At 71.7% G+C, this 26019-nt stretch carries 25 protein-coding genes; 17 read left to right on the forward strand and 8 right to left on the reverse strand.

Annotation, left to right across the window (positions count from 1 at the left end):
- On the forward strand, positions 1 to 390 hold a 390-nt coding region (locus HET64_RS17570), incomplete at its 5' end, for a CAP domain-containing protein (protein ID WP_215106644.1).
- Positions 391 to 435: 45 nt separating this feature from the next.
- Positions 436 to 897 (forward strand): GNAT family N-acetyltransferase, encoded by a 462-nt coding sequence (locus HET64_RS17575; protein ID WP_215106646.1) that lies wholly within the window; start codon positions 436 to 438, stop codon positions 895 to 897.
- 49 nt (positions 898 to 946) lie between these two features.
- On the opposite strand, the gene HET64_RS17580 is transcribed toward HET64_RS17575, so the two are convergent.
- Complete coding sequence (locus HET64_RS17580) at positions 947 to 1438, reverse strand: GNAT family N-acetyltransferase (RefSeq protein WP_215106649.1); 492 nt, start codon at positions 1436 to 1438, stop codon at positions 947 to 949.
- 109 nt (positions 1439 to 1547) lie between these two features.
- On the opposite strand from HET64_RS17580, the gene HET64_RS17585 reads away from it, so the two are divergent.
- A complete protein-coding gene (locus HET64_RS17585) occupies positions 1548 to 2363 on the forward strand; it encodes an exodeoxyribonuclease III (RefSeq protein WP_215106651.1) in 816 nt (271 codons plus the stop codon).
- A 92-nt stretch (positions 2364 to 2455) separates the two neighbouring features.
- Here HET64_RS17585 and HET64_RS17590 read toward each other — a convergent pair whose 3' ends face one another.
- A complete protein-coding gene (locus tag HET64_RS17590) occupies positions 2456 to 3100 on the reverse strand; it encodes a MerR family transcriptional regulator (protein ID WP_215106688.1) in 645 nt (214 codons plus the stop codon).
- Positions 3101 to 3268: 168 nt separating this feature from the next.
- On the opposite strand from HET64_RS17590, the gene HET64_RS17595 reads away from it, so the two are divergent.
- From HET64_RS17595 to HET64_RS17610, 4 genes are all read left to right on the forward strand, one after another.
- Entirely contained in the window at positions 3269 to 4909 is a 1641-nt protein-coding gene (locus HET64_RS17595; RefSeq protein WP_215106653.1) for an NAD(P)/FAD-dependent oxidoreductase, read from the forward strand.
- Positions 4906 to 5859 (forward strand): alpha/beta fold hydrolase, encoded by a 954-nt coding sequence (locus tag HET64_RS17600; protein WP_215106655.1) that lies wholly within the window; start codon positions 4906 to 4908, stop codon positions 5857 to 5859. Before HET64_RS17595 ends, HET64_RS17600 begins: the two co-directional genes overlap by 4 nt.
- On the forward strand, positions 5856 to 6749 hold the full coding sequence (locus HET64_RS17605) for an SDR family oxidoreductase (RefSeq protein ID WP_215106657.1): 894 nt from the start codon (positions 5856 to 5858) through the stop codon (positions 6747 to 6749). The genes HET64_RS17600 and HET64_RS17605 overlap by 4 nt, the downstream gene beginning before the upstream one ends.
- 100 nt (positions 6750 to 6849) lie before the next feature.
- Positions 6850 to 7044: a hypothetical protein gene (locus HET64_RS17610; protein WP_215106660.1), complete on the forward strand. Its 195-nt coding sequence runs from the start codon at positions 6850 to 6852 to the stop codon at positions 7042 to 7044.
- A 170-nt stretch (positions 7045 to 7214) separates the two neighbouring features.
- Here HET64_RS17610 and HET64_RS17615 read toward each other — a convergent pair whose 3' ends face one another.
- The gene (locus tag HET64_RS17615) at positions 7215 to 10664 is read right to left on the reverse strand and encodes a S41 family peptidase (RefSeq protein ID WP_308370153.1); all 3450 of its coding nucleotides are present in this window, start codon (positions 10662 to 10664) and stop codon (positions 7215 to 7217) included.
- Between the two features lie 184 nt (positions 10665 to 10848).
- Here HET64_RS17615 and HET64_RS17620 point away from each other — a divergent pair, with 184 nt between their 5' ends.
- Complete coding sequence (locus HET64_RS17620) at positions 10849 to 11421, forward strand: TetR/AcrR family transcriptional regulator (protein WP_215106662.1); 573 nt, start codon at positions 10849 to 10851, stop codon at positions 11419 to 11421.
- Between the two features lie 120 nt (positions 11422 to 11541).
- The gene (locus HET64_RS17625) at positions 11542 to 13776 is read left to right on the forward strand and encodes an MMPL family transporter (protein WP_215106664.1); all 2235 of its coding nucleotides are present in this window, start codon (positions 11542 to 11544) and stop codon (positions 13774 to 13776) included.
- Positions 13777 to 13969: 193 nt separating this feature from the next.
- Here the strand turns inward: HET64_RS17625 and HET64_RS17630 are convergent, their stop codons facing one another.
- From HET64_RS17630 to HET64_RS17640, 3 genes are all read right to left on the reverse strand, one after another.
- On the reverse strand, positions 13970 to 14761 hold the full coding sequence (locus HET64_RS17630) for an ABC transporter permease (RefSeq protein ID WP_215106666.1): 792 nt from the start codon (positions 14759 to 14761) through the stop codon (positions 13970 to 13972).
- Positions 14758 to 15756: an ATP-binding cassette domain-containing protein gene (locus tag HET64_RS17635; RefSeq protein WP_215106668.1), complete on the reverse strand. Its 999-nt coding sequence runs from the start codon at positions 15754 to 15756 to the stop codon at positions 14758 to 14760. Before HET64_RS17635 ends, HET64_RS17630 begins: the two co-directional genes overlap by 4 nt.
- 81 nt (positions 15757 to 15837) lie before the next feature.
- Positions 15838 to 16503: a DUF4097 family beta strand repeat-containing protein gene (locus HET64_RS17640; RefSeq protein ID WP_215106670.1), complete on the reverse strand. Its 666-nt coding sequence runs from the start codon at positions 16501 to 16503 to the stop codon at positions 15838 to 15840.
- A 222-nt stretch (positions 16504 to 16725) separates the two neighbouring features.
- Between HET64_RS17640 and HET64_RS17645 the strand changes: the two genes are divergently transcribed.
- A complete protein-coding gene (locus HET64_RS17645; RefSeq protein WP_215106672.1) occupies positions 16726 to 17553 on the forward strand; it encodes a helix-turn-helix domain-containing protein in 828 nt (275 codons plus the stop codon).
- A 55-nt stretch (positions 17554 to 17608) separates the two neighbouring features.
- On the opposite strand, the gene HET64_RS17650 is transcribed toward HET64_RS17645, so the two are convergent.
- Positions 17609 to 18067 carry an SsgA family sporulation/cell division regulator gene (locus HET64_RS17650; RefSeq protein WP_215106674.1) on the reverse strand — a complete coding sequence of 153 codons (459 nt, stop codon included), beginning with the start codon at positions 18065 to 18067 and terminating at the stop codon, positions 17609 to 17611.
- A gap of 211 nt (positions 18068 to 18278) precedes the next feature.
- Here HET64_RS17650 and HET64_RS17655 point away from each other — a divergent pair, with 211 nt between their 5' ends.
- From HET64_RS17655 to HET64_RS17680, 6 genes are all read left to right on the forward strand, one after another.
- Positions 18279 to 19382 (forward strand): energy-coupling factor ABC transporter permease, encoded by a 1104-nt coding sequence (locus tag HET64_RS17655; protein WP_215106675.1) that lies wholly within the window; start codon positions 18279 to 18281, stop codon positions 19380 to 19382.
- Between the two features lies 1 nt (position 19383).
- Positions 19384 to 20145, forward strand: coding sequence for a cobalt ECF transporter T component CbiQ (gene cbiQ / locus HET64_RS17660; protein ID WP_215106676.1), 762 nt, complete (start codon positions 19384 to 19386; stop codon positions 20143 to 20145).
- Positions 20133 to 20912: an energy-coupling factor ABC transporter ATP-binding protein gene (locus tag HET64_RS17665; RefSeq protein ID WP_215106678.1), complete on the forward strand. Its 780-nt coding sequence runs from the start codon at positions 20133 to 20135 to the stop codon at positions 20910 to 20912. Before cbiQ ends, HET64_RS17665 begins: the two co-directional genes overlap by 13 nt.
- Before the next feature lie 247 nt (positions 20913 to 21159).
- Positions 21160 to 22326 (forward strand): serine hydrolase domain-containing protein, encoded by a 1167-nt coding sequence (locus HET64_RS17670; RefSeq protein ID WP_215106690.1) that lies wholly within the window; start codon positions 21160 to 21162, stop codon positions 22324 to 22326.
- Entirely contained in the window at positions 22323 to 23126 is an 804-nt protein-coding gene (locus tag HET64_RS17675) for an SDR family NAD(P)-dependent oxidoreductase (protein WP_215106680.1), read from the forward strand. Before HET64_RS17670 ends, HET64_RS17675 begins: the two co-directional genes overlap by 4 nt.
- A 69-nt stretch (positions 23127 to 23195) precedes the next feature.
- The gene (locus HET64_RS17680) at positions 23196 to 23663 is read left to right on the forward strand and encodes a GNAT family N-acetyltransferase (protein ID WP_215106682.1); all 468 of its coding nucleotides are present in this window, start codon (positions 23196 to 23198) and stop codon (positions 23661 to 23663) included.
- Positions 23664 to 24086: 423 nt separating this feature from the next.
- On the opposite strand, the gene HET64_RS17685 is transcribed toward HET64_RS17680, so the two are convergent.
- Positions 24087 to 24566 carry a GNAT family N-acetyltransferase gene (locus tag HET64_RS17685; RefSeq protein WP_215106684.1) on the reverse strand — a complete coding sequence of 160 codons (480 nt, stop codon included), beginning with the start codon at positions 24564 to 24566 and terminating at the stop codon, positions 24087 to 24089.
- 113 nt (positions 24567 to 24679) lie between these two features.
- Here HET64_RS17685 and HET64_RS17690 point away from each other — a divergent pair, with 113 nt between their 5' ends.
- Complete coding sequence (locus HET64_RS17690) at positions 24680 to 25795, forward strand: MerR family transcriptional regulator (RefSeq protein ID WP_215106686.1); 1116 nt, start codon at positions 24680 to 24682, stop codon at positions 25793 to 25795.
- Positions 25796 to 26019: the final 224 nt, after the last annotated feature.

Genomic DNA, 26019 nt, shown 5'->3' on the forward strand with positions numbered 1-26019 from the left:
CCGCGCCCCCGCCCGGAAGCGGGCGTGGTCACCCGGGTCAACACCCTGCGCGCCGCGAACGGCTGCCCGGAGCTGGAGACCGACCCCCGGCTGACCGGGGTGGCCCAGCGGCACTCCGAGGACATGGCCGCGCAGAACTACTTCGACCACACGGACTCCTCGGGCCGGGGCGCGGGCGACCGGGTCGACGCCACGGGCTACGACTGGTCGGCTGTGGGGGAGACCATCGCGACCGGTATGAGCGACCCGGCCGCGGTCGTCGAGGAGTGGCGCAACAGCCCGGGCCGCGACGGCGACATCTTCAACTGCGATTTCGTCCATGTGGGCGTGGGCATCGCCGACTCCCCGCGCGGCCCCTACTGGACCCAGGTGCTGGCCACCCCGCGCTGAGCGGCCCCGGCCGATTGTCAGTGGCGGGTGCCAGACTCGGTCGGCATGGAGAACAGCGTGCGGCTCAGGGATGTCGAACCAGCGGACCTGGAGGTCTTCCTCGCGTACGAGCACGATCCGGAGGCGGTCCGGAGATCGCGCTTCCCTCCCCGGGAGCGCGAGGCGTTCATGGCGCACTGGACGTCGAAGGTGCTGGGGGACCCCGCCAACCTCGTGCAGACGGTCGTCGTGGACGGCGGCACGGCGGGAAACATCGTGGCCTGGTGGGAAGGCGAGCGGCGCTACATCGGCTACTGGCTCGGCCGTCCGTACTGGGGCCGGGGCATCGGCACCCTGGCGTTGACCGCGTTCCTGGAGCGGGAGACGGCACGCCCGTTGTACGCGGACCCCGTCGCCGGGAACACCGGCTCGGTACGGCTGCTGGAGAAGTGCGGGTTCACGGCGACCGGCACGGAGCGGCACGGGGAGAACGAGCATGTGGTCCTGGTGCTCGGCGGGGGTGCCTGAGCGAACGCCCCGCCGGACGGGCCGGCTCCCCGGGGGCCGGGGAGCCGGATCAGGCGCCGGGCCGCTGGAGCGGCTTGGCCATGCAGATGCTGCTCTCGTACTCCCGGTAGTGGCCGAACTTCTCGCACACCGTGTAGCCGCTCGACGCGTACAGCGCGATGGCCTCGGGCTGCTGGTCGCCGGTCTCCAGAACCATCCGGATCCGCCCGGCGGCGCGCGCGTCCTCTTCCAGGGCGGCCAGCATCCGCCGTGCCAGGCCCCTGCCGCGCCCCTCGGGTATCACGAACATCCGCTTGATCTCGGCGTCGCCGTCCCCGTAGCCCTCGGCGTTGCGGTCCTGGGTCCGCCAGCCGCCGGTCGCCACCGGGCGGTCCAGCTCGTCGTAGGCGAGCAGGTACAGGCCGCGCGGTGGAAGGAACATCGAGGGGTCGAGCGGTGTGAGATCGCCCCCATCGCCGTAGCGCTCGTCGTATTCGAGCTGCACCTGGTCGTTGAGTTTGACGGCGTCGGGGTGGTCGAAAGGCCGAGTCTGAATAATCATGCTAAGTATCGTACATCTATGCGTAGGGGTGGAGTGGGTACTGTTCCGGGATGCTCACAGTGACCTCCGTCAGTGAGCTACGAACGCTCATGAAGATGGGGAGCATGTTTTGCTCACAGTGACCTCCGTGAATGTTAATGGGCTCCGCGCCGCCGCCAAGAAGGGCTTCGTCGAGTGGCTGGCGGGGACCGGTGCCGATGTGGTCTGCCTCCAGGAAGTGCGGGCCGAGCTCGCCCAGCTGCCCGAAGGGGTGGGCACCCCCGAAGGGTGGCACACCGTCCACGCGCCCGCCGCCGCCAAGGGCCGCGCCGGCGTCTCGCTCTACTCGCGGCAGGCCCCCGAGCGGGTCCAGACCGGCTTCGGCGGTTTCGGGGTTCCCGGGGCGGAGGAGTTCGACGCGAGCGGCCGGTATGTGGAGATCGACCTCCCCGGTGTCACCGTCGCGAGCCTGTACCTGCCCTCCGGTGAGGTCGGCACCGAGCGCCAGGACGAGAAGGAGCGCTTCATGGCCGCCTTCCTGCCCTACCTCCAGGGTCTGAAAGGACGGGCGGCGGCGGACGGCCGTGAGGTCGTGGTCTGCGGCGACTGGAACATCGCCCACCGGGAGGCGGACCTGAAGAACTGGAAGGCCAACCGCAAGAGCTCCGGCTTCCTTCCCGAGGAGCGCGCCTGGCTGACCCGGGTCCTGGAGGAGGCGGCGTACGTGGACGTCGTGCGGGCGCTGCACCCGGATGTCGAGGGGCCGTACAGCTGGTGGTCGTACCGGGGGCGGGCCTTCGACAACGACAGCGGCTGGCGCATCGACTACCAGATGGCGACCCCGGGGCTGGCCGGGCGCGCGGTGAAGGCCTGGGTGGAGCGGGCGGCCACGCACGACGAGCGCTGGAGCGACCACGCGCCGGTGACGGTCGTCTACGAGCGGTAGCCCCGGTCGGCACCCCGGAGGACCCGGTCGGCACCCTGGAGAATCCCGCCCGCACGCCGGGGAACCCGGTCGGCGCCCCGGGGAGGGGTGCGTCAGTCGGACTTCGGGGGCTGTGTGCCGTCCTCGCGGCGCAGCCTCCGGTCGAGGGCCATCGACAGCTCGGCGTCCACCACCGCGCGGGCCAGTGGGCGGAGCTGGGTCGGTTCGGTCTCCTTGGTGTGGGCATGCAGTACGCGTACGAAGATCTCGGCGAGCGCGTCCGCGTGCTCGCGGACGCGGCGGCCCGAGGAGAGCACCGTGGACAGCGGCACCCCTTCCCGTACGAGCTCGGCCGACACCTCCAGGAGGCGGCGGCTGATGTGCACGATCTCGTCCCCGTCGGTGGCGAGATAGCCCAGGTCCAGTGCGGTGGCGAGGTTCTCGGGCGTGACCTCGCCCTCGAAGTAGTCCGCGAGCTGCTCCGGGGTGAGGCGGACCGGGGTCTCCTCGGTCGGTTCGCCCAGGCCCAGCACCTCGGCGACGTCCCGGCCGCTCTCGAAGGTGGCCGCGAGATCGGCGATGCCGTTGAGGGTGTGGCCGCGCTCCAGCAGGCCCGCGATGGTCCGCAGCCGGGCCAGGTGGTGGTCGTCGTACCAGGCGATGCGGCCCTCGCGGCGGGGTGGCGGGATCAGTCCGCGCTCCCGGTAGAAGCGCAGGGTCCGCACGGTGATGCCGGCCTCCTTGGCCAGCTCCTCCATGCGGTATTCGCGGTGCTCGCGTCCTTCGGCCACAGGGGCACCCTATGTTGTACCGCCGGTAACTTTCCTCGGTCCGCCCCCTACCCATCAGTACGGTCCTGCTCTACCCTCCGAACCATGCCAGTGATTGCTGGCGGAGTCGCGTGACGTATAGCGGGAGGCGGCAGCATGGCCCAGCAGGAGCACGTACGTGTGGCGGTGATCGGAACCGGATTCGGGGGCCTGGGGGCCGCCGTACGGCTGCGCCGCGAAGGCATCACCGATTTCGTCGTCCTGGAGCGCGCCGACTCGGTGGGCGGCACCTGGCGCGACAACAGCTACCCCGGCTGCGCCTGCGACGTACCGTCCCACCTCTATTCGTTCTCGTTCGCCCCCAATCCCGACTGGCCGCGCACCTTCTCCGGGCAGGAGCACATCAGGGCCTACCTGGAGCGCGTCGCCGACACCTTCGGGCTCCGCCCGCACATCAGGCTGAACCACGAGGTGAAGCTGATGACCTGGGACAGGGAGAACCTGTACTGGGTGATCGAGTCCGCCGACGGGGCCGTGCTCCACGCGGATGTCGTCGTCTCCGCCACCGGGCCGCTCTCCGACCCGAAGACGCCCGACATACCCGGGCTCGACTCCTTCCCCGGCAAGGTCTTCCACTCCGCGCGCTGGGACCACGACTACGACCTGGCCGGCAAGCGCGTCGCGATGGTCGGTACCGGCGCGTCCGCGATCCAGATCGTCCCGGCGATACAGCCGAAGACCGCGAAGCTCACCCTCTTCCAGCGCACCCCGCCCTGGGTCATGCCGCGCATGGACCGCACGATAAGCAAGGCCGAGCGGGCACTGCACCGGGCCGTCCCCGTCACCGGCACGGCGCGTCGCGGACTGCTCTGGGGCATAAGGGAGTTGCAGGTCAGCGCTTTCACCAAGCACCCCGATCAGCTGGGCCTGGTCGAGAAGATAGCCAAGTCCAACATGGCGCGGGCCATCAAGGACCCGGCCCTGCGGGCCAAGCTGACCCCGGACTACCGCATCGGCTGCAAGCGGATCCTGCTCTCCAGCACCTACTATCCGGCCCTCGCCCAGCCCAATGTGGACGTCGTCGCCTCCGGGCTCAGCGAGATACGCGGCAACACGGTGGTCGCCGCCGACGGGAGCGAGGCGGAGGTCGACGCGATCATCTTCGGCACCGGCTTCCATGTGACGGACATGCCGATCGCGGAGCGGGTCGTCGGCGAGGAGGGCATCACGCTCGCCGAGTCCTGGAAGGACGGGATGAACTCGCTGCGCGGCGCGACCGCCGCCGGGTTCCCCAACTGGATGACGATCATCGGCCCCAACACCGGGCTCGGCAACTCCTCCATGATCCTGATGATCGAGTCCCAGCTGAACTACATGGCCGACTACCTGCGGCAGTTGAACGTGCTGGGCGGACGCGCCGCGCTCGGCGCCCGTTCCGCCGCCGTCACCGCGTGGAACGACCGGGTCCAGCAGCGGATGAAGCGCACGGTGTGGAACACCGGCGGCTGCACCAGCTGGTACCTGGACGAGGCGGGCCGCAACACCACCGTCTGGCCCGGCACCACGGGTGAGTTCCGGCGGCAGACGCGTTCGGTGGACCTCGCGGAGTACGACGTCGTCCGGGCCGGTTCGGCGGGCGGGACGGGGCGGGCCGCCGGGAGCGGACGCGTACCGGAACAGCCCGGCCGCGCCGATCGCGAGACCGTGACCGCCGCCTCCGGCACGGCCTCCGGCTCCGGCACGGCCTCCGCCTCCGGCTCCGGCAACGGTTCCGTCGCCGAGGAGGCCGCGCGATGAGCCGCCTCCTGCACCGCGACACCGTACCGCCGGTGCCCGCGGCCGAGGTGACCGCGCGCTCCGCCGACGGCTCCCGGATCCACGTCGAACTGCACGGCCCCGAGGACGCCCCGGCGGTCGTCCTGGCTCACGGCTGGACCTGCAACACCCGTTTCTGGGACGCCCAGATACGCGGCCTGGCCGCCGACCACCGGGTCATCGCCTACGACCAGCGCGGCCACGGGCTCACTCCCGAACCGGCGCCCGGCGGCTACAGCACGAACGCGCTGGCCGACGACCTCGAAGCGGTCCTGGCCGCGACGCTCGCGCCGGGCCGCAGGGCGGTGCTCGCCGGACACTCCATGGGCGGGATGACGGTGATGGCCGCCGCCGCGCGCCCCGGATTCCGTGAGCACGCCGCCGCCGTGCTGCTCTGTTCCACCGGCAGTACGCGGCTGGCCGCCGAGGCCCGCGTCCTGCCATTGCGCGCGGGTGCGCTGCGGACCCGGCTCACCACCGCCGTACTGGGCGCGAAAGCACCGCTCGGGCCGGTCACCCCGGTCTCCAGGAAGATCCTCAAGTACGCGACGATGGGAGCCGGTTCGGCTCCGGACCGGGTCGACGCCTGCGCCCGCATCGTGCACGCCTGCCCGCGCCGCGCGCGCGTGGAGTGGGGCCATGTGCTCGGCGAGCTGGACCTCGCGGCGGGCGTGCGCGAGCTGCGGGTGCCGACCGCGGTGATCGCCGGCACGGACGACCGGCTGACCCCGCCGGTCCACGCGCGGGCCATCGCGGCCGCGCTGCCGGTCGGGCTCGGGCTGACCGAGCTGGCGGGCATGGGGCACATGACGCCGGTGGAGGCCCCGGAGGCCGTCACGGCGAAGATCAGGGAGCTGGTCACCCGGTACGTCGCCACGGGGAGGGCCGCCGAGCGGAAAGCCGCCACCGCGGAGAAGGAGGATGTCGCATGAGCGGCAAGCGGAATCTTGAGGGTCAGGTCGTCGTCGTCACCGGCGCGGCCCGGGGTGTGGGCGAGCTGCTGGCCCGCAAGCTGTCTGCGCGGGGGGCGACGCTGGCGCTCGTCGGCCTGGAGCGGGACGAGCTGAAGAAGGTCTCCGAGCGGTTGCACGGCGAGAGCGACCACTGGTTCGCCGATGTCACCGACCACGAGGCGATGGCCCGGGTGGCGCGCGAGGTGAAGGAGCGCTTCGGCAAGGTCGACGTCGTCGTCGCCAACGCGGGCGTCGCCTCGGGCGGCCCGTTCGCCGACTCCGACCCGGACGCCTGGCGTCGGGTCATCGAGGTGAACCTCATCGGCGGCGCGGTCACCGGGCGGGCCTTCCTGCCGGTGCTGATGGAGAGCCGCGGCTACTTCCTCCAGATAGCGTCGCTGGCCGCGATCACCCCGGCCCCGATGATGACCGCGTACTGCGCGTCCAAGTCGGGCGTCGAGGCCTTCGCGCACAGCCTGCGCGCCGAGGTCGGCTACAAGGGCGTCAAGGTCGGCGTCGGCTACCTCTCCTGGACCGACACCGACATGGTGCGCGGGGCGGACCAGGACGACGTGATGCGCGAGCTGCGCCAGCGGCTGCCGTGGCCGATGAACCGTACGTACCCGCTCGGCCCGGCCGTCGACCGGATCGTGGACGGGATCGCGCGGCGCTCCCCGCATGTGTACGCCCAGTGGTGGCTGCGCGGGATGCAGTCGGTCCGCGGCTATCTGCCGTCCGTCATCGCGATCGGCGGGCAGCGCGAGATGCGGCGGTTCGAGCCGCGGCTGCACACCGTGTCGAAGGGGCTGGTGGGGGCCGGGGGAGCGGCGGACCAGGACGCGCGTGCGGAGCGTGCTGACCGTACGTAACGGTACGAAATGCGTGGGATGTCGGGTCATGCAACGCTGGGCGAGGCCCCGCAGGGGGCCGTCCCCCACCTACCCCACGCATCCCACAGGAGTGAACAGCATGGGTATCGCAGACCAGTTCAAGGACAAGGCGCAGGAGCTCGCCGACCAGGCCAAGCAGAAGGCCGGTCAGGGCAAGGACGAGGCCAAGGACCGGGCCTCCCAGGGCCGTGACCAGGAGTCGGACTCCTCCTCGGGCATGACGGGCCGTGCCCGGGACGCGAAGGACCAGGCGCGCGAGCGTTTTGACCGTTGACGGTCGTTGAGATGTGACGCGTGCGTGCTGCGGTTCGCGCGTGCGTACGCGTCGCTTCAGGAGGCGCACCCGGGTGACCGGGTGCGCCTCCTTCTTGGCGGTGGGCCGCCGTCCCCTGGGGCGGGCCCGAAAGATGTCCTCAAACGCCGGGCGGGCTGCAACCGATGCCCTCAAACGCCGGGCGGGCTGGGGTGGTCGGCGTTCGAGGGGCGGAGCCCCGGGGGCGGGCCCGAAGGTGACTCTCGTGGTGGCAGCGGTGGGCGCCGCAGGTTGGGGGCCGTTTCGTACGAGGGCGGGGTCGCCGCCGGGTGTGCGGCCAGCAGTTCCAGGGCCAGGCGGACCGCGTCGTCGAGGACGGCGTAGCGGCCCTCCGCCCAGTCCAGCGGAGTGCGCAGGGCCTCCACGTCCGGTTCCACGCCGTGGTTCTCCACCGACCAGCCGTACGTGTCGAACCAGGCCGCGTTCATCGGGACCGTGATCACCGTGCCGTCGCCGAGACGGTGCCGGCCGGTCATCCCGACCACGCCGCCCCAGGTGCGCTGGCCCACCACCGGGCCCAGCTTCAGCAGCCGGAACGCGGCGGTGATCATGTCGCCGTCGGAGGAGGTCGCCTCGTCGGCCAGGGCGACCACCGGGCCGCGCGGTGCGTTGGAGGCGTAGCTCACCGCCCGGGCGTTGCGGGTCAGGTCCCAGCCGAGGATCTTGCGGGTGAGCTTCTCCACGACCAGCTCGCTGATGTGGCCGCCCGCGTTGCCCCGTACGTCCACGATCAGGGCGGGGCGGGAGACTTCGAGACGCAGGTCGCGGTTGAACTGGGCCCAGCCCGAGCCGCCCATGTCCGGGATGTGCAGGTAACCGCATTTCCCGCCGCTCAACTCCCGTACGACGTCCCTGCGTTTGGCCACCCAGTCCTGGTAGCGCAGCGGGCGTTCGTCGACCAGGGGCATGATCGCCACCCGGCGGGACGGGCCGCCGCCCGCCGGGGCGAAGGTCAGCTCCACCGTCGTGCCGCCCGCCGCCGTCAGCAGGGGGTACGGCCCGGCGACCGGGTCCACGGGGCGGCCGTCGACGTGGGTGAGGACCGCGCCCTCCCTGATCCCCGTACCCGCCAGCGGCGAACGTGCCTTGGAGTCCGAGGAGTCGCCGGGCAGGATCCGCTGGACGGTCCAGGCGCCGTCCCGGCAGACCAGGTTGGCGCCGAGGAGGCCGATCGCGCGCTGGTAGTGCGGCGGGCCCTCGTTGCGGCGGGCGGGGGAGACGTACGCGTGCGAGGTGCCCAGCTCGCCCAGCACCTCGCGCAGCAGGTCCGCGAACTCGTCGGGCGAAGCGACCCGTTCGACCAGGGGACGGTACTGGTCCAGCACCCCGTCCCAGTCGATGCCGCACATGTCCGGCTCCCAGAAGTAGGAGCGGATGATCCGCCCCGCCTCGCCGTACGCCTGGCGCCACTCCGCCCCCGGGTCGACCTCGTGCAGGATGCGGCGCAGGTCCAGGTAGACGGTGGAGTCGGTGTCGCCGGGCTCGGTGGCGGGTACGGCGCGGAGTTCGCCGTCGTCCATCACGACCAGGCGGGACGCGTCGCCGCTGACCGCGAACCAGTCGAGGTGGTCGACCAGTTCGGTCCTGCGGGCCTTCGCGATGTGGAAGTGCTCCAGGGTCGGCCGCCCCGACATGTCGGCCGGGTTGGCGAACGTCTCGCCCAGCGCCCCCGAGATCGGCCAGCGCAGCCAGACGAGACCGCCGCCGCTCACCGGGGCGAGCGCCGAGTACTTGGAGGCGGAGACCGGGAACGGCGTCACCCGGCTCTCCAGCCCCTCGAACTCGACCATGACCGTGGACCCCTCCGACGTACCGCCTTCCGGCACGTCCACCGGGTCCAGGCCGCCCGCCGCCGGACGGCCGTCGGGCGAGAGGGCGAAGGGGGACGGGGTCGCCGAGGAGAGCGGGACCAGATACGGGCGGCAGCCGAGCGGGAAGGACAGGTCGCCGGTGTGGACGTCGTACACCGGGTCGAAGCCGCGCCAGGAGAGGAAGGCGAGGTAGCGGCCGTCGTCCGTGAAGACCGGGTTCTCGTCCTCGAAGCGGCCGTTGGTGACGTCGACGATCACCGGGGCGCCGGGGCCGGAGATCCGGGCCAGCTTGATCTGCCGCAGCGAGCGGCCGATGCCCGGGTGCGACCAGGTCAGCCAGTCGCCGTCGGGGGAGAAGGCGAGGTCGCGCACGGGCCCGTTGACCGAGCGGATCAGCTCGGTGAGGCCGGGGTGCTCGTCGACCGGCGCGGCACCCTCCGGGGCCGCCGCGCCCGTGGCGGCGTGGAGGTGGGCGCGGGTCGAGCCGCTGGGGGCCTTCTCCACGGTTTCCAGGGGCTCCGATTCCCCCGTGTCCAGGAGGAGCAGTCGGCCGTCGTTCGACGCGATGGCGAGGCGTTCGCCGTCCGGGTCGGAGATCATCTCCTGGACCCGGCCCAGCAGCCCGGAGGCCAGCCTGCGCGGCGCGCGGTCGCCGCTGGCGCGCGGCAGGTAGGCGATCTCGACGGCGTCGGGGCCGTCCGCGTCGGTGACGTACGCGACCTGACCGCCGCTGCCGAGCATCTCCGGCAGCCGCACCCGGACGCCGGGGGTGTCGGCGATGGTGCGGGCGGGGCCGTCGCGGTGGGTGAGCCAGTAGAGGCTGCCGCGTACGGTGACGGCGCTGGCCCGGCCCGTCTCGTCGACGGAGAGCGAGTCGACGTTGCTGGCGGCGGGCACCTGGTGGACGCGCCGGCCGGTGCGCGGGCCGCCCAGGCGTACCTCCAGCTTGCGCGGGGTGGCGTCGGGCGACTCCAGGTCCTCGACCAGCCACAGCTCGCCCGCGCACTGGTAGATCACCCGGTGGCCGTCGCTGGAGGCGTTGCGGGCGTAGAAGGCGTCGTGGTCGGTGTGCCGGCGCAGGTCGGTGCCGTCCATCAGGCAGGAGTAGAGGTTGCCGACGCCCTCGTGGTCGGAGAGGAACGCGATGCGGCGGCCGACGAACATCGGGTTGGCGAGGTGGCCGTCGATGTCCGGGAGCAGACGTTCGCCGTGCAGCCACAGGCGGCCCATGGCCCCGCCCCGGTAGCGCTTCCAGGCGGCCGGTTCGTGCGGGGGCGTGCCGGTGAGCAGCAGGGTGCGGCGCTCGCCGTCGATGTCGGCGACCGCGATGTCGGAGACCGGGCCCCAGGGGAGCCCCCCGCCGGGGCCGCCGTCGGTGGGGACGCTGTAGGCCCAGGAGAAGTACGAGAACGGCTGGTTGTGCGAGGACACGGCGAGGATCTGGCAGGCCTCGCCCGGATCGGGGCTCCAGCCGCAGACCCGGGCGTCGGTCGAGCCCCAGTGGGTGAGCCGGCGGGCCGGGCCGCCGTCCACCGGGGCGAGGTGGATCTCGGGGTCCAGGGTGCGCCAGGTCGTGTAGGCGATGGAGGAGCCGTCGGGCGAGAAGCGTGGATGGCTGACCCGGGTCCGGTCGACGGTCACCCGCCAGGCCCGTCCGGGGCGGTGCCCGGCGGCGGCGAGGGGGGCGACCCAGAGGTCGTCCTCGGCCGCGAAGCACAGCAAGTCCTGGTGAAGGTGCGGGAAACGGAGATACGCGACGTCGTCACTCACCCCCCAATGTTTTCGGTGCGCGGGGCCCGGGGCAACTTGTGGTGCAGAACACAAGCGAAACGATTTCGTTTCGCTGGGCCGTGCGGGTACGGTTCAGGTGTACGAAACAGTTTCGTTCGATGGTGAGCGGGGCTGAGCGACAATGAGCGGGATACCGGACAGGTGAAGCGAAGGAGGTCGGCACATGGCACGCACCAGGCTGACCCCCGAGCGTGAGGGCGAGCTGTACGAGGCCGTCCTCGACCTGCTCCGCGAGGTCGGTTACGACGCCCTGACCATGGACGCCGTCGCCGCCCGTACCCGGTCGAGCAAGGCCACCCTCTACCGCCAGTGGGGCTCCAAGCCCGAGCTGGTCGCGAAGGCGCTGCGGCACAACAAGCCGGGGAACCTCGCGGACATCGACACCGGTTCGCTGCGCGGGGACTTCCATACCGCGCTGAGCCGGACCGACGACTGCCAGATGGAGAAGGACGCCGCGCTGATGCGGGGTCTGAGCCATGCCGTCCATGAGTACCCCGAGCTGCTCCAGGCCCTGCGCGAGCTGCTGATCGAGCCGGAGATGACCGGCTTCGACCAGATGCTGCAACGGGCGATGGACCGGGGTGAGCTGCGACCGGACAATCCGGCGCTGAAGTACATCCCGCACATGCTGGTCGGCGCGCTGGCCGCCCGGCAGCTGATCGAGGACCGTCCTGTCGACCAGGAGTTCCTCATCGATTACGTGGATTCCGTGGTTCTCCCCGCCCTCGGTGTCTGACGTCCCCGTCCCACCCGTACGGCCCTCTCCCCGACGCTCCACCTGACACGCCGCTCTCGTCGTCGGGCTGGTTCCTCACGCCCAATTCCACTCACACGACCTGACCGGGAGTACGCCCCCGTGGCCACTTTCCTCTACAAGCTCGGACGGCTCACCTTCCGCCGCCGCCGCTTCGTCGCCCTGATCTGGGTGGCGTTGCTGGCGGTCGCCGGAATCGGTGCGGCCACCGCGCCCGCCGCCACCTCCAGCTCCTTCTCCATTCCTGGTACGGAGGCGCAGCGCGCCTTCGACCTGTTGGATCAGCGCAACCCCGGCACCAGCGCCGACGGTGCCACCGCCCGTGTCGTCTTCAAGGCGCCCGGGGACGAGAAGGTCACCGATCCCGCCAACAAGAGCGAGATCACCGGCATCGTCAAGGAGCTGCAGTCCGGCTCGGAGCAGATCGCCTCGGTCGCCGACCCGTTCGAGCAGCAGGCCGTGAGCCAGAACGGTTCGACGGCGTACATCTCGGTCTCCTACAAGGTCAGCTCCATGGAGCTGACCGACGCGACCCGGGACTCCCTGGAGGACGCGGGCAAGGACGCGCAGAAGAGCGGGATGAAGGTGGAGATCGGCGGTGACGCCCTCCAGGTCATGCCGCACACCGGGACCGCCGAGATCATCGGTGTCGTCATCGCCGCCATCGTCCTGGTCATCACCTTCGGCTCGCTGGTCGCCGCCGGACTTCCGCTGGTGACCGCGCTCGTCGGGGTCGGTATCGGGGTCTCCACGATCACCGCGCTGGCCAGTGTGCTGGACCTGGGCTCCACCACCTCGATCCTCGCCATGATGATCGGGCTCGCCGTCGGCATCGACTACGCCCTCTTCATCGTCTCCCGCTACCGCGCCGAACTGGCCGAGGGCCGGGAGCACGAGGAAGCCGCCGGGCGGGCCGTCGGCACGGCCGGGTCCGCGGTCGTCTTCGCCGGTCTGACCGTGGTCATCGCCCTGGTGGGCCTGGCCGTCGTCAACATCCCGATGCTGACGAAGATGGGCTTCGCCGCCGCCGGAACGGTGGCCATCGCCGTCCTCATCGCGCTCACGCTCGTGCCTGCCGCCCTCGGCTTCGCGGGCAAGCGGGTCATGGGCCGCAAGGCGCGCAAGGCCGCCGAGGCGGAGAAGAGCTCCGAGGCCAAGCCGAACATGGGCACCCGCTGGGCGCGGTTCGTGCTGCGCAAGCCGGTCTGGGTGATGCTCGTCGGCGTGCTCGGCCTCGGCATCATCGCCGTACCGGCGGCCTCGCTGGAGATGGGCCTGCCCGACGACGGCGCCCAGCCGAAGTCGACCACGCAGCGTCAGGCGTACGACATGCTCTCGGACGGCTTCGGCCCCGGGTTCAACGGTCCGCTGTTGGTCGTCGTCGACACGAAGAACAGCTCCGACGGCAAGGCCGCCGCCGATCGGGTCTCCGAGGAGATCGAGTCCATCGGCGTCAGCGCCGTCATCCCGCCCGCCTTCAACAAGGCCGGCGACACCGCGACGATCACGGTCATTCCGAAGGACCGCCCGTCCTCCCACGACACGGAGGAGGTCGTCCACTCCATCCGTGACGCGGGTGCGGACGTGAAGTCGGACACCGGCGCCGAGGTGCTGGTCACCGGCGCGACCGCGATGAACATCGACTTCTCGCAGAAGATGAACGACGCGCTGCTGCCCTACCTGGCACTTGTCGTCGGCCTCGCGTTCCTGCTGCTGATGCTGGTCTTCCGGTCGATCCTCGTCCCGCTGAAGGCGGCCCTGGGCTTCCTGCTCTCGGTGGTCGCGGCCCTCGGCGCGGTCGTCGCGGTCTTCCAGTGGGGCTGGCTCGGCTCGCTCTTCGGCGTCGAGCAGACCGGTCCGATCATGAGCATGATGCCGATCTTCATGGTCGGTGTGGTCTTCGGTCTCGCGATGGACTACGAGGTCTTCCTCGTCACCCGGATGCGCGAGGCGTACGTCCACGGCGAGAGCCCCGGGCAGGCCATCGTGACCGGCTTCAAGCACGGCGCACGGGTGGTCACGGCCGCGGCGGTGATCATGATGGCGGTCTTCTCCGGCTTCATCGGCTCCAGCGAGCAGATGATCAAGATGATCGGCTTCTCGCTCGCCATCGCCGTCTTCTTCGACGCCTTCGTGGTGCGGATGGCGATCGTGCCCGCCGTCCTTGCCCTGCTCGGCAAGCGGGCCTGGTGGCTGCCGCGCTGGCTGGACCGGGCGCTGCCCAACGTGGACGTGGAGGGCGAGAAGCTGCGGAAGCAGCTGACCGACGAGCCCGGTTCCGAACAGGGGCCCGGGGACGGCGGCGGCGAGGGTGAGCGCGAGCTCGTCCGCGTCTGACCCGGCCGTCCCGGCGGTGTCCTCCCAGCTCCGGGGCCGCGTCTGAGCGGAGCGTGGCCCCGGAAGCGCCGGTTACCTGTGGGGACGGGGACCGGCACAGCGAAAGCCCCCGTGCGAACTGCACGGGGGCTTTCCTCTTGCGGTGTTCCTCTTGTCGAGGGCGGGCGAGGCGCGGGCGGGGCGCCGCACGCGGTCAGCGCGCCGCCGGGTCGCGGAGGAACAGCGACTTCGACCACAAGTAGCCGAGCACCACCAGGCCGAGACTCCAGCCGACGGCCAGCCAGCCGTTGTGGCCGATCCCGGTGCCGAGGAGCAGGCCGCGCAGGGTTTCGATGACGGGGGTGAAGGGCTGGTACTCGGCGATCGGCTGGAACCAGCCGGGCATGGTGTCCGCCGGGATGAAGGCGCTGGAGATGAGCGGGAGGAGGATCAGCGGCTGTGCGCTGTTGGCGGCGGCCTCCGCGTTCGGGCTGGCCATGCCCATCCCGACCGCGACCCAGGTGAGCGCCAGGGCGAAGAGCGTGACCAGTCCGAAGGCGGCCAGCCACTCCAGGGCGGTGGCGTCGACGGAGCGGAAGCCGATGGCCACGGCCACGGCTCCGACCAGGACCAGGCTGGCGAGGATCTGCAGCACGCTGCCGACGACGTGCCCGGTGATCACGGAGCTGCGGTGGATCGCCATGGTGCGGAAGCGGGCGATGATGCCCTCGGACATGTCGGTGGAGACGGACACCGCGGCCCCGATCACGGTGGAGCCGATGGTCATCATCAGGATGCCCGGGACGATGTAGGCGATGTAGTCGGAGCGGTCCTTGCCGCCGATGCCCGCGCTCATCACGTCGCCGAAGATATAGACGAAAAGCAGCAGGAGCATGACAGGCGTGAGGAGCAGGTTCAGGGTGAGGGACGGGTAGCGCCGGGCGTGCAGGAGATTGCGGCGCAGCATGGTGGTGGTGTCGCGGACGGAGAGGGCGAGGGTGCTCATCGGAGGTTCTCCTTCGGCTGGTCGGCCTGGGTGTTCTGGCTGTTCCGGTTCTTCTGTGCGGGCAGCGTGGTGGAGGCGGTGAGGGCGAAGAACACGTCGTCGAGGTCGGGGGTGTGGACGGTGAGTTCGTCGGCTTCGATGCCGGCGGCGTCCAAGTGGTCGAGGATGGAGCGCAGTTCGCGCTGGGTGCCGTCGCTGGGGAGGGAGAGCGACAGGGACTCGTCGTCGGGGGCGGCCCCGGTCAGTGCGGAGGCGGCGCTCCGGTAGGCGTCCGGGTCGGTGAAGCGGAGCTTGACGTGGCCGCCGGGGACGATGCGCTTGAGCTGCTCGGCGGTGCCCTCGGCGGCGATCTTCCCGTTGTTCAGTACGGCGATGCGGTCGGCGAGTTCGTCGGCCTCCTCCAGGTACTGGGTGGTGAGGAAGACGGTGACGCCGTCGGCGACCAGCTCGCGGATGATGCCCCACATGGTGTGGCGGGAGCGCGGGTCGAGGCCGGTGGTCGGTTCGTCGAGGAAGATGATCCGCGGGGAGCCGACCAGGGTCATGGCGATGTCGAGGCGGCGCTTCATGCCGCCGGAGTAGGTGGACGCGGGCTTCTTCGCGGCCTCCACCAGGTCGAAGCGTTCCAGGAGTTCGGCGGCGACGCGTCGCCCTTCACGTTTGGGCAGGTGGTGCAGGTCCGCCATGAGGAGCATGTTCTCCTCGCCGGTGATCAGCCCGTCGACGGCGGAGAACTGGCCGGTGACACCGATCGCGGCACGGATCGCCTGGGCGTCGGTGGCCAGGTCGTGCCCGCCGACGCGGATCTCGCCGGAGCCGGCGCCGGGGGAGATGAGGGTGGAGAGGATCTTGACGGCGGTGGTCTTGCCGGCGCCGTTGGGGCCGAGCAGGGCGAAGACCGTGCCTGCGGGGACGGTCAGGTCGATGCCGTCCAGGACGGCCTTGTCGCCGTACGACTTCCGCAGCCCGTTCGCCGCGATGGCCGGATGAGTCATGGTCGTTGCTCCTCGGGGAGTGTGTTGGGGGGCGTGCGGACGGTGTGCCGCGGGGTGTGTCCGGGGGTGCGAGGCGGGCGGTCAGAGACTGCGGGCGGTGATGTCGCCGTGGGACGTGGTGGCGCGGATGTCGAGTTCGGCGGTGCCGTTGTTCTTCAGGGCGTTGCTGACGCGGCCGTGGTCCGTGCCCGCGTCCAGGGCGGACGAGACGCCGGCGGCGGCGGTCACCGCGATGTCGCCGGAATCGGTGCGGAGCACGACCGTGCCGCGCGTGGCTTCGGCGATCTTGATGTCGCCCCGTGTGGTGCTGATCTCGGCGGGGCCGCCCAGCCGGCCGATCTCGACGTCGCCCTCGATCGCGGTGAGGCGGAGGCTCGCCGCCTCGTCGATCTTGATCCGGCGGTACGCGCCGTCGAAGGCGACATCGCCGAGGCGTCCGACGCCGCGGAGTTCGGCGGCGCCCGAGCGCGCCTCGACGTGGGATCCGGCGGGCAGTTGGACGGTCACCTCGACGGAGCCCGAGTCGCCGAGGATCCGGTGTCCGGCGGCCGGGGCGGCGATGCGCAGGACGCCGTCGTCGTAGGCGACCTCGATCCGGTCGGCGGCCTTCACGTCCCGGCTCCTGGAGGCGTCGGCGGGCCGGACCTCGACGGTGGCGTCGGCCCGGTCGGCGGCGATGAACTGGACGCGTCCGGCGGGGATGTCGAGGACTGCGGTGACCGGGGCGGTGGTGTCGAACTTCTGCATCGTGCTCTCCTTGCACTCGTTGTTTCCGATGAGGAAAAAGCTACGTTGCCTTTATGGATCCTTCAACAGTTTCGTTGCAAGTGATCGTTGTATTTGCAGGTCAGGCCCGTCAAATCGTTGCAACACCCATTGGGTTAACGCAACGTCAGATAGTGTTGCGTTGCAATAGATTGAAGGTGAACGCTATAGTGGGCACTCCGTGGACCACGAAGGAGAACTGCGATGCCGGGAGGCAGGCTCACTCAGCAGGAACGCCAGCAGATCGCGCTGGGGCTGGCCGACGGCCTCGCCTACGCGGAGATCGCCAGGCGCCTGGACCGTCCGACCTCGACCATTACGCGTGAGGTGATGCGCAACGGCGGCCCCACCGCCTATCGCGCCGATCTGGCTCACCGTGCCACCGAACGCCGTGCGCACCGGCGGAAGCAGGCGACCCCCCGGGAGCCGCAGGCGTCGGCGCAGCCCTACGGGCGCGATGCCGGGGCCGTGCGCGAGTTCGAGGAGCAGTTCGCCACCGTCATCATGACGTCGGGCATGCCTCTGATGATGTCCCGGGTGCTGGCCTGTCTCACCCTCACCGACTCGGGCAGCCTCACCGCGCCCGAACTCGCCCAGCGCCTCCAGGTCAGCCCGGCGTCCATCTCCAAGGCGATCGCGTTCCTCGACAGCCAGGGCATGGTCCGCAGGGAGCGCGACGAGCGGCGCCGGGAGCGCTACATCGTCGACGACGACATCTGGTACCAGTCGATGATGGTCAGCGCCCGGGCCACCGCCCAGCTGGTCGACACCGCGCGGGAGGGTGTGGGCGTCCTCGTCCCCGGCACTCCGGCCGCCGTCCGCATGGAGAACGTCGCCCGCTTCCTCGACTTCGTCTCCGAGGGCATAGCGCGGGCCGCCGAGCAGGCCCGCGACATTCTGCACACGGCCCCGGTGCCGGATGCGGCACCGCCCCCGGCACCGGATGCGGCGTCGGCCGTGGCACCGGCGTCGGCCGTGGCGCCTCACGCGCCGTCGGGCGGCCCTGCCGGGCCGGATTCGGGTCGCGGCTGAGCGGCCTCCCGGCGCTTCTTCCGGTGCTCGTCCCGGCGGCCCTTCCGGTGGCGCTTCAGCCGCGGGCGGGCTGCGCGCCCCGTTCCGTCTGCGCGCCACGCTCCACCTGCGCGCCCCGCTCCGGGCGGGTGGTGCGGGACGGCGCCCGCGGCGGCGATTCCCGCCCGGCGTCCGGCGGGGTGGCCGGCGTCTGCGCGCGGGTGCGGGCGAGGAAGCGGATCAGTGTCCGGATCTCGAACTGGAACACCTCGACCCCGTCCGTCGAGTGCAGCTCCACGATCAGCTGCGTACGGCCGCACGGCCAGACGCGGACGTCGCCGCGCTCGATCGGGGTCCGCAGGCCGCGCTCCAGGAGGTCGCGGCCGAACGCCCAGTCGGTGCCGTCGGGCAGTCCTATGTGGACGGTACGCCGCTCGTCGGCCGGGTCGTAGCGCAGATCGACGGGGACCGGGCGGGTCAGGGGGCCATCGGTGATGAGCCGGGCACGCGCGTGTACTTCGATCACAGGGGACATGGACCGGCTCCTCCTATATGTGTTGCTCTGCCCTCTAATGTCCCATATTTCACGGAAGTGGCGCGGTGGATCCGATCCATCTGCCGGTCCTCCGCTCTTGCGTACAGTTCGCAGGAGGGCACTACTATTGATGGGTTCATGACCCCGCCCGCAGGATCTCGTCCGCACGGGCGTGGAGACCGTGCGGACCCCGCAGGAAGCGGAGCCTCCCATGCATGTACCCGATGGTTTCATCGACGCACCTGTATCCGTGGCCGCCGGGGGGATCGCCGTCGGTGCGGTGGCGATCAGCCTGCGCGGCGCGCGCCGTGAGCTGGACGAGCGCACCGCCCCGCTCGCCGGGCTCGTCGCCGCCTTCATCTTCGCCGTGCAGATGCTGAACTTCCCCGTCGCGGCCGGCACCAGCGGGCATCTCATGGGCGGGGCGCTGGCCGCGATCCTGGTCGGGCCGTACACGGGGGTGCTCTGCGTATCGGTGGTCCTGCTGATGCAGGGCATCTTCTTCGCCGACGGCGGCCTCACCGCCCTCGGCGTCAACATCACCGTCATGGGCGTGGTCACCGTACTCGTCGCGTACGGCCTGTTCCGGCTGCTGACCGGGGTGCTCCCGCGCACCCGCAGATCGGCCACCGCCTCCGCGTTCGTCGCCGCCCTGGTCTCCGTACCGGCCGCGGCCGCCGCCTTCACGCTGCTCTACTGGATCGGTGGCACCACGGACATCCCGATCGGCAAGGTCTTCACGGCCATGGTCGGCGTGCACACCCTGATCGGCATCGGCGAGGCGGTCATCACCGCGCTGACCGTGGGCGCGGTCCTGGCCGTGCGCCCCGACCTCGTCCACGGCGTCAGCGGCCCGGCCGCCCCCCTCAAGCTCCGCATCGACGGCGAACTGGTCGACGCCCCCGCAGCCACCCGCGATCCCGAACCGGCGGCCCCGGCCCGCTCCACCCGTGGGTTCTGGATCACCGGACTGGTCTCGGCGTTCCTGCTCGCCGGGGTCGTCTCCTTCTACGCCTCGGCCGACCCGGACGGCCTGGAGAAGGTCGCCGCCGACCAGGGCATCGACGAGAAGGCCGAGGAGCACGGCGCGGCGGACTCCCCGCTCGCCGATTACGGCGTCGGGGACATCGCGAACGCCCGCCTCTCCGGCGGTCTCGCCGGAGTGATCGGCGTCAGCGCCACCGTCGTCGTCGGTACCGGGGTGTTCTGGGCGGTCCGCCGCCGCCGCGAGGACGACCACGGCACCGTCCCCCACGGCCACGGCCACGACTCCAACCGGGGCCCAGGCCCCGACCGCGACCACGGACACGTCTGACATGGGCGCGGGCCACGCCCACAAGCTCTACCGGCACGCACACTCGCCGGTCCACGCCCTGCCCCCGCACTGCAAGCTCGCCGCCGTCTTCTGCTTCGTCCTCGTGGTGGTCTCCACCCCGCGCGAGGCGATGTGGGCCTTCGGGCTGTACGCGGCGCTGCTGGCCGCCGTCGCCGCCGTGGCCCGCGTCCCCGCCGGCTTCCTGCTGAAGCGGCTCGTCGTCGAGGTGCCGTTCGTCGCCTTCGCCCTGCTCATGCCGTTCGTGGTGCCGGGCGAGCAGACGCGTGTGCTCGGCGTCTCCGTCAGCGTCCCCGGTCTCTGGGGCGCGTGGAACGTCCTGGCCAAGGCCACCCTCGGCGTCGCCGCCTCGGTGCTCCTGGCCTCCACCACCGAACTGCGCGCCGTGCTGCTCGGCCTCCAGCGCCTCAAGCTGCCGCCGCTGCTCGTGCAGATCGCCTCGTTCATGATCCGGTACGGGGACGTCGTCACCGACGAGATGCGGCGCATGTCGATCGCCCGCCGCTCCCGGGGCCTCGAGGCGCGCGGCGTACGGCAGTGGCGGGTCCTCGCGGCCTCGGCGGGCGCCCTGTTCATCCGCTCCTACGAACGCGGCGAACGCGTTCACCTCGCCATGGTCAGCCGTGGCTACACCGGCACCATGCCGGTCATCGACGAGGTGACCGCCACCCGCGCCCAGTGGGCGTACGCGGCGACTCTCCCCGTACTCGCGCTCGCCGTCTGTCTGCTGGGATGGACCCTGTGACCTCTTCCACGGATGACGCGCCGTCGCTGGAAGTCAGCGGCCTGGCCTACGCCTACCCCGACGGCCACCAGGCCCTCTTCGGGGTGGACCTGACCGTCGGGCGCGGCGAACGCGTCGCGCTCCTCGGCCCCAACGGAGCGGGCAAGACCACGCTCGTCCTGCACCTCAACGGCATCCTGGACGCCGGCTCGGGCACGGTGCGCGTCGCCGGACTCCCGGTCGCCAAGCGGAATCTGGCCGAGATCCGCCGCCGGGTCGGCATCGTCTTCCAGGACCCCGACGACCAGCTGTTCATGCCCACCGTCCGCGAGGACGTCGCGTTCGGCCCCGCATCCGCCGGACTGCGCGGCCCGGAGCTGGAGGAGCGGGTGGCGCGCGCGCTGAAGCAGGTCGGCATGGAGGAGTACGCCGCCCGGCCGCCGCACCACCTCTCCTTCGGGCAGCGCCGCCGGGTCGCCGTGGCCACCGTCCTCGCGATGGAGCCGGAGATCCTCGTCCTGGACGAACCCTCGTCCAACCTGGACCCGGCCTCCCGTCGCGAACTGGCCGATATCCTACGCTCCTTGGACGTCACCGTGCTGATGGTCACGCACGATCTGCCGTACGCCCTGGAGCTCTGCCCGCGCGCCGTCATCCTCAGCGAGGGCGTCATCGCCGCCGACGACCGTACGCGGGACCTCCTGTGCGACGAGAAACTGATGCGCTCCCACCGGCTGGAGCTGCCGTTCGGCTTCGACCCGCGCTCCGTCAGCGTTCCGTTGGCGTAAACAGGTCGTGACAGCACGGTGGTCACGGCGACCCGACCCCCGAACACCCTGCCGGAACGTGCACCATGGGGGGATGAGCGGGAGCGTGGGAGTGAGCACGACGGCGGGCGCGGAAGCGGAATCGGGACCAGGCACGGGGGCGGAACCGGGCACGGGACCGGGATCGGACAGGGGAACCGAACCACACACGGGAGCGGACCTGACCGTCACCGAAGCCGTGGTCCCAGCCGTCCCCCGAGCCGTCACCGTGGACGTACGGGGCACGGTCGCGCCCGGGTTCGAACCGGTAGCGGAGGCGTTCGTCCGTAACTTCGAGCAGCGCGGGGAGCGTGGCGCGGCCGTCGCCGTCTACCGCCACGGGCGCAAGGTCGTCGACCTGTGGGCCGGTACGCGAGACGTCGACGGCACCGAACCGTGGGCCGTCGACACCGTCCAGATCGTCCGCTCGGCGGGCAAGGGCATCGCCGCCGCCGTCCCCCTGCTGCTCCACCAGCGCGGGCAGGTCGACCTGGACGCCCCGGTCTCCACCTACTGGCCGGAGTTCAAGGCGAACGGCAAGGAACGCGTCCTCGTCCGCGACCTCCTCGCCCACCGGGCCGGGGTCCCCGCCCTGGACACCGCCCTCACCCCCGCCGAGGCCGCCGACGGGGTCTCCGGACCCGCCGCCGTCGCCGCCCAGCGCCCGCAGTGGGAGCCCGGCACCGACCACGGCTACCACGCCCAGACCTACAGCTGGCTGATCGGCGAACTGGTCCGCCGCGCCACCGGCCGCACCATCGGCCGCTGGATCGCCGAGGAGATCGCCCGCCCGCTCGGCCTCGACTTCTGGTTCGGGCTCCCCGCCGACGAGGCCCACCGCATCGGCCGCATCGGCCCCGTGGAGCCCCCGGCCGCCTCCGCCGCGTCCGGGGCCCTGCGCGTACGCCCCAAACGCTCCGTCGTCGAGGCCTACCGGGACCCGGACTCCCTCACCCGCAGGGCGTTCGGCGCGATCGACCCGTTCCCCGACGAGAACGACCCCGCCTACCGGGCGGCCGAACTCCCCGCATCGGGCGGCATCGCGACCGCCCGGGGCCTGGCCCGCTGCTACGCCGCCATGATCGGCCCCGTCGACGGCCACCGCCGCCTGTTCGCGCCCGCCACGCTCACGCTGGCCCGTACGGAGGAGTCGGCGGGCCCGGACCGGGTGCTGGTCGTCAACACCCGCTTCGGCCTGGGCTACATGCTGCACGGCCCGGCGGCGCCGCTGCTGGGCCCCGGCTCCTTCGGCCATCCCGGACGCGGCGGCTCCCTCGGCTTCGCCGACCCGGAGTCCGGCATCGCGCTGGGCTATGTCACCAACGGTCTCCAGAAGGGAGTCACCGCGGACCCCCGTTCCCAGGCCCTGGTCAGGGCAGTACGGTCGGCGCTATGACACCTGAACCCGCCCGCAGCCCGGCCCGTTTCGCCGGATACAGCGTCCTGATCACCGCCGCCGGCCAGGGCATCGGAGCGGCGACGGCCCGCCGCCTGGCGGCGGAAGGGGCCGCTGTCCTCGTCACCGACCTGGACGCGAAGCGCGCCGCCCACACGGCGGCGGCGATACGCGAGGCGGGTGGCACCGCCGAATCCCTCGTCTGCGACGTGGCCGACCGTGCGGCGGTCGAGGCGGCCGTGGCCCACGCGGTCGCCGCCTTCGGCCGGCTCGACGTCCTGGTCAACAACGCCTACGCGGCGGGCCTGGACACCCCGCTCTTCGAGGACGAGACGGACGAGGTCTGGGAACGCGACCTGGACATCACGCTCTCCGGCCCGTTCCGCTGCGCCCGCGCCGCGCTGCCGCACCTGGTCGCCTCGGGCCGGGGTGCGATCGTCACGATCGGCTCGGTCAACGGCGAACAGGACTTCGGCGGCCACGCGTACAGCGCCGCCAAGGCGGGCCTGACCAGCCTCACCCGTACGCTGGCGGGCCACGCCGGACCGCGCGGCGTACGCGTCAACCTGGTCGCCCCCGGCACGATCCGCACCGACGCCTGGGCGGGTCGCGACGCCGAACTGGACCGGGCCGCCGCCCTCTACCCGCTGGGCCGCGTCGGCACCCCCGAGGACATCGCGTCCGCCGTCGCCTTCCTCGCCTCCAGCGACGCGGCCTGGATCACCGGGACGACGCTGCGCGTGGACGGCGGCATCCTCGCGGTGAACACGGGCTTCCGGCAGGCGATGACGCAGCCGTGAGTTCGCAGCCATGAGGACGCAGCCGTAAACCCGTGGTCGGTCACCGCCCGGGGGACCTACCCTGCGCGGATGATCGACCACGGACACACGGACAGGACCGGCCGCACCGTCACTCTGCGCGAGGTGGACGCGGACAACTGGCGGGCGGTCGCCGACAGCGCGCCCCACGACGACCAGCGCGACTGGGTCCCGGCCCTGGCCGCCCGCTATCTGGTGCTGAGCAGCCGCGAGGACACCTGGACCTCGCTCGCCGTCTGCGCGGGCGACGAGGTGGCCGGACACCTCATGTGGGCCCGGGACGAGGACGGTTCGCACTGGATCGGCGGCATGCTGATCGACGCCGCCCACCAGGGCGCCGGCATCGGCCGGGCCGCCGTACGCACCCTGGCGTCCTGGCTCGCCGCCCGCGAGGACGGCACGGCGGTGCGCCTCTCCTACGCCCCGGAGAACCAGGCCGCCGCGCACCTGTACACCTCGCTCGGCTTCCGCCCGACGGGGGTGGAGGAGGACGGGGAGGTGGTGGCGGAGTGGGGGTAGCGGCGTGGCGAGGGGGCGGGGAGGCTCCGGCTTCCGGCCGCTCCCCGGGGAGAGTGCTCGCGTGCTGCTCGCGCCCCCTGTGCTGATTCCGCGCGCTCTATTTGGTCAGCCTGCTGCGCCAAGGGGCGAGAGAACTGATCGACGGCATCGCCCACTGACCGCCTGCGCACCCGGACGCCTCAGCCGCAACGACGCAGCCGCGTCCGGAGCCGGCGCAGCCCCCGAGCCGCCGGCCGCCCGGACCGCCCGCTCCACGCCCTCGACGGTCTCGCCGTCCGTCCATTCCAGCGTCCACCGTCCCGTGTCCGGGTCGCGGACCGCCTCGACCTCCGCCCCCGACTCCCGTGTGAGCAGGGCGGCGAGGGTGTGGTGCGGGCTGTCGTCGCGAGGCGGTGTCCCGCCTCCGTCCGGCACGGTACCCACCTACCGCTCGGCGCTCAGGACCATCAGCATCGTGGGATCGGCCACGGGGACGAACCCGACCTTGGCGTACAGCTCGTGGGCGTCGAGCGTGGCGAGGAGGGTCCGCTTCAACTCGTACGGGGCGAGGTGGTCGCGCACGGCGGTCGCCAGCCGTACGCCGAGGCCCCGGCCGCGATGCGCCGGGTCCACGTAGACGTCGCAGAGCCAGGCGAAGGTCGCCCGGTCCGTGACGACCCGGGCGTAGGCGACCTGGGCCCCGTCGGGTCCGTAGACACCGAAGTTGAGCGACCCTTGCATGGACCGTTCGACGAGGTCACGGCTGCGGCCGAGGGCCCAGAAGGCGTCGGTGGAGAGCCAGAGGTGCACCAGGCCGATGTCGATGCGGTCCGGGTCGGTGTCGATCTCGTACCGCTCGGCGTCCTGGATCCCGTTTCCGTTTCCGTTCACGTTCTCGTCTTCGGTGCGCGTGGTGGACGTCATGGGCTGGGATCGTAGCCGTGGCCCAGGTGCGGGCCCGAACGTGCGGTGGGTGAGTGGGCGGGAACGGGGAAGCGCTTGACCCTCACGTGACGTGATGCCCCATAGTCCGTCCCATGGAGGAGCACCTGACCGTGGGGCGCGTGGCCGGGCTGGCCGACGTGAGCGTCCGCACGCTGCACCACTACGACGAGATCGGCCTCGTGCGGCCGTCCGAGCGGACCGCCGCCGGGTACCGGGCCTACACGGCGGGCGACGTGGAGCGGCTGCGCGAGGTGATCGCCTACCGGCGGCTGGGCTTCGGACTGCGCGAGATCGCCGACCTGGTGGACGACCCGGACACCGACGCGGTCGCGCACCTGCGCCGGCTGCGCGGCCTGCTGCGGGAACAGCGCGACCACGCCGACGTCATGGTGACGGCCATCGACCGGGAACTGGAGGCGCGGGCCATGGGGATCAGAACGACGCCGGAGGAGCAACTCAGAGTGTTCGGGGCGCAGTTGTACGACGTCATCGGGTCCGCGTACCCGGCCACACGGTGTACGGAGCCACGGATCGCCGCGCGGATCCGAGAGGCGCTCGGGGATGCGCGGACCGTGCTGAACGTGGGGGCGGGCATCGGCTCCTACGAGCCCCCGGACTGTGAGGTGACGGCGGTGGAACCATCGGCGGTCATGCGGGCGCAACGCCCGCCGGACGCGGCTCCGTGCGTGGCCGCCACCGCGGAGCGTCTCCCGTTCGAGGACCAGTCCTTCGACGCGGCGATGGCGGTCAGCACGGTTCACCACTGGCGGGACCCGGTCGCCGGGCTGCGTGAGATGCGGCGGGTGGCCCGCCGTGTGGTCGTGTTCACGTACGACGCCAGTGGCAGCGGCTGGCGGCAACGCTTCTGGCTCACCCGCGACTACCTGCCCGAATTCGCCGGCCTCCTCGTCGACTGGCCGTCGCTGACCGACCTGACCCAGGCGATCGGGGGCCGCGCGGAACCGGTGCTCATTCCGTGGGACTGCGCCGACGGGTTCTTCGAGGCCCACTGGCGCAGGCCCGAGGCGTATCTCGACGAACAGGTGCGCCGCGCGGTATCGGTGTGGACCCGGGTCGGGCCGGAGGCCGAGCAGCGGGCGGTGGACAGCCTCCGCGGCGACCTGTCCTCGGGCCGGTGGTCCGAGCGCAACCGCGACCTCGCCGCCCTCGACGCGGCAGAGCTGGGCCTCCGCCTTCTCGTGGCCTGAGCCGTCCGAGCTCCGGTACGTCGGTACGTCGGTACTTCGGAGCGGGACGATGAACGACCGGCTCAGGCGGCAATCCGTGCGGCTTCGGTTCGGTACGCGCGGTCCTCCCGGCAGTCGCGGCAGTGGCCCGGGGTGGGGGAGCGGAAGGCGCGGTCGCAGCCGTCGCAGGTCTGGAACGGTGTGACGGCCACGCGGGGGCGGCGGGCGAGTGCGGCGCGTTCCCG

Origin of the sequence: Streptomyces sp. McG3 (assembly GCF_018619185.1) — a bacterium.
Taxonomy (GTDB): domain Bacteria; phylum Actinomycetota; class Actinomycetes; order Streptomycetales; family Streptomycetaceae; genus Streptomyces.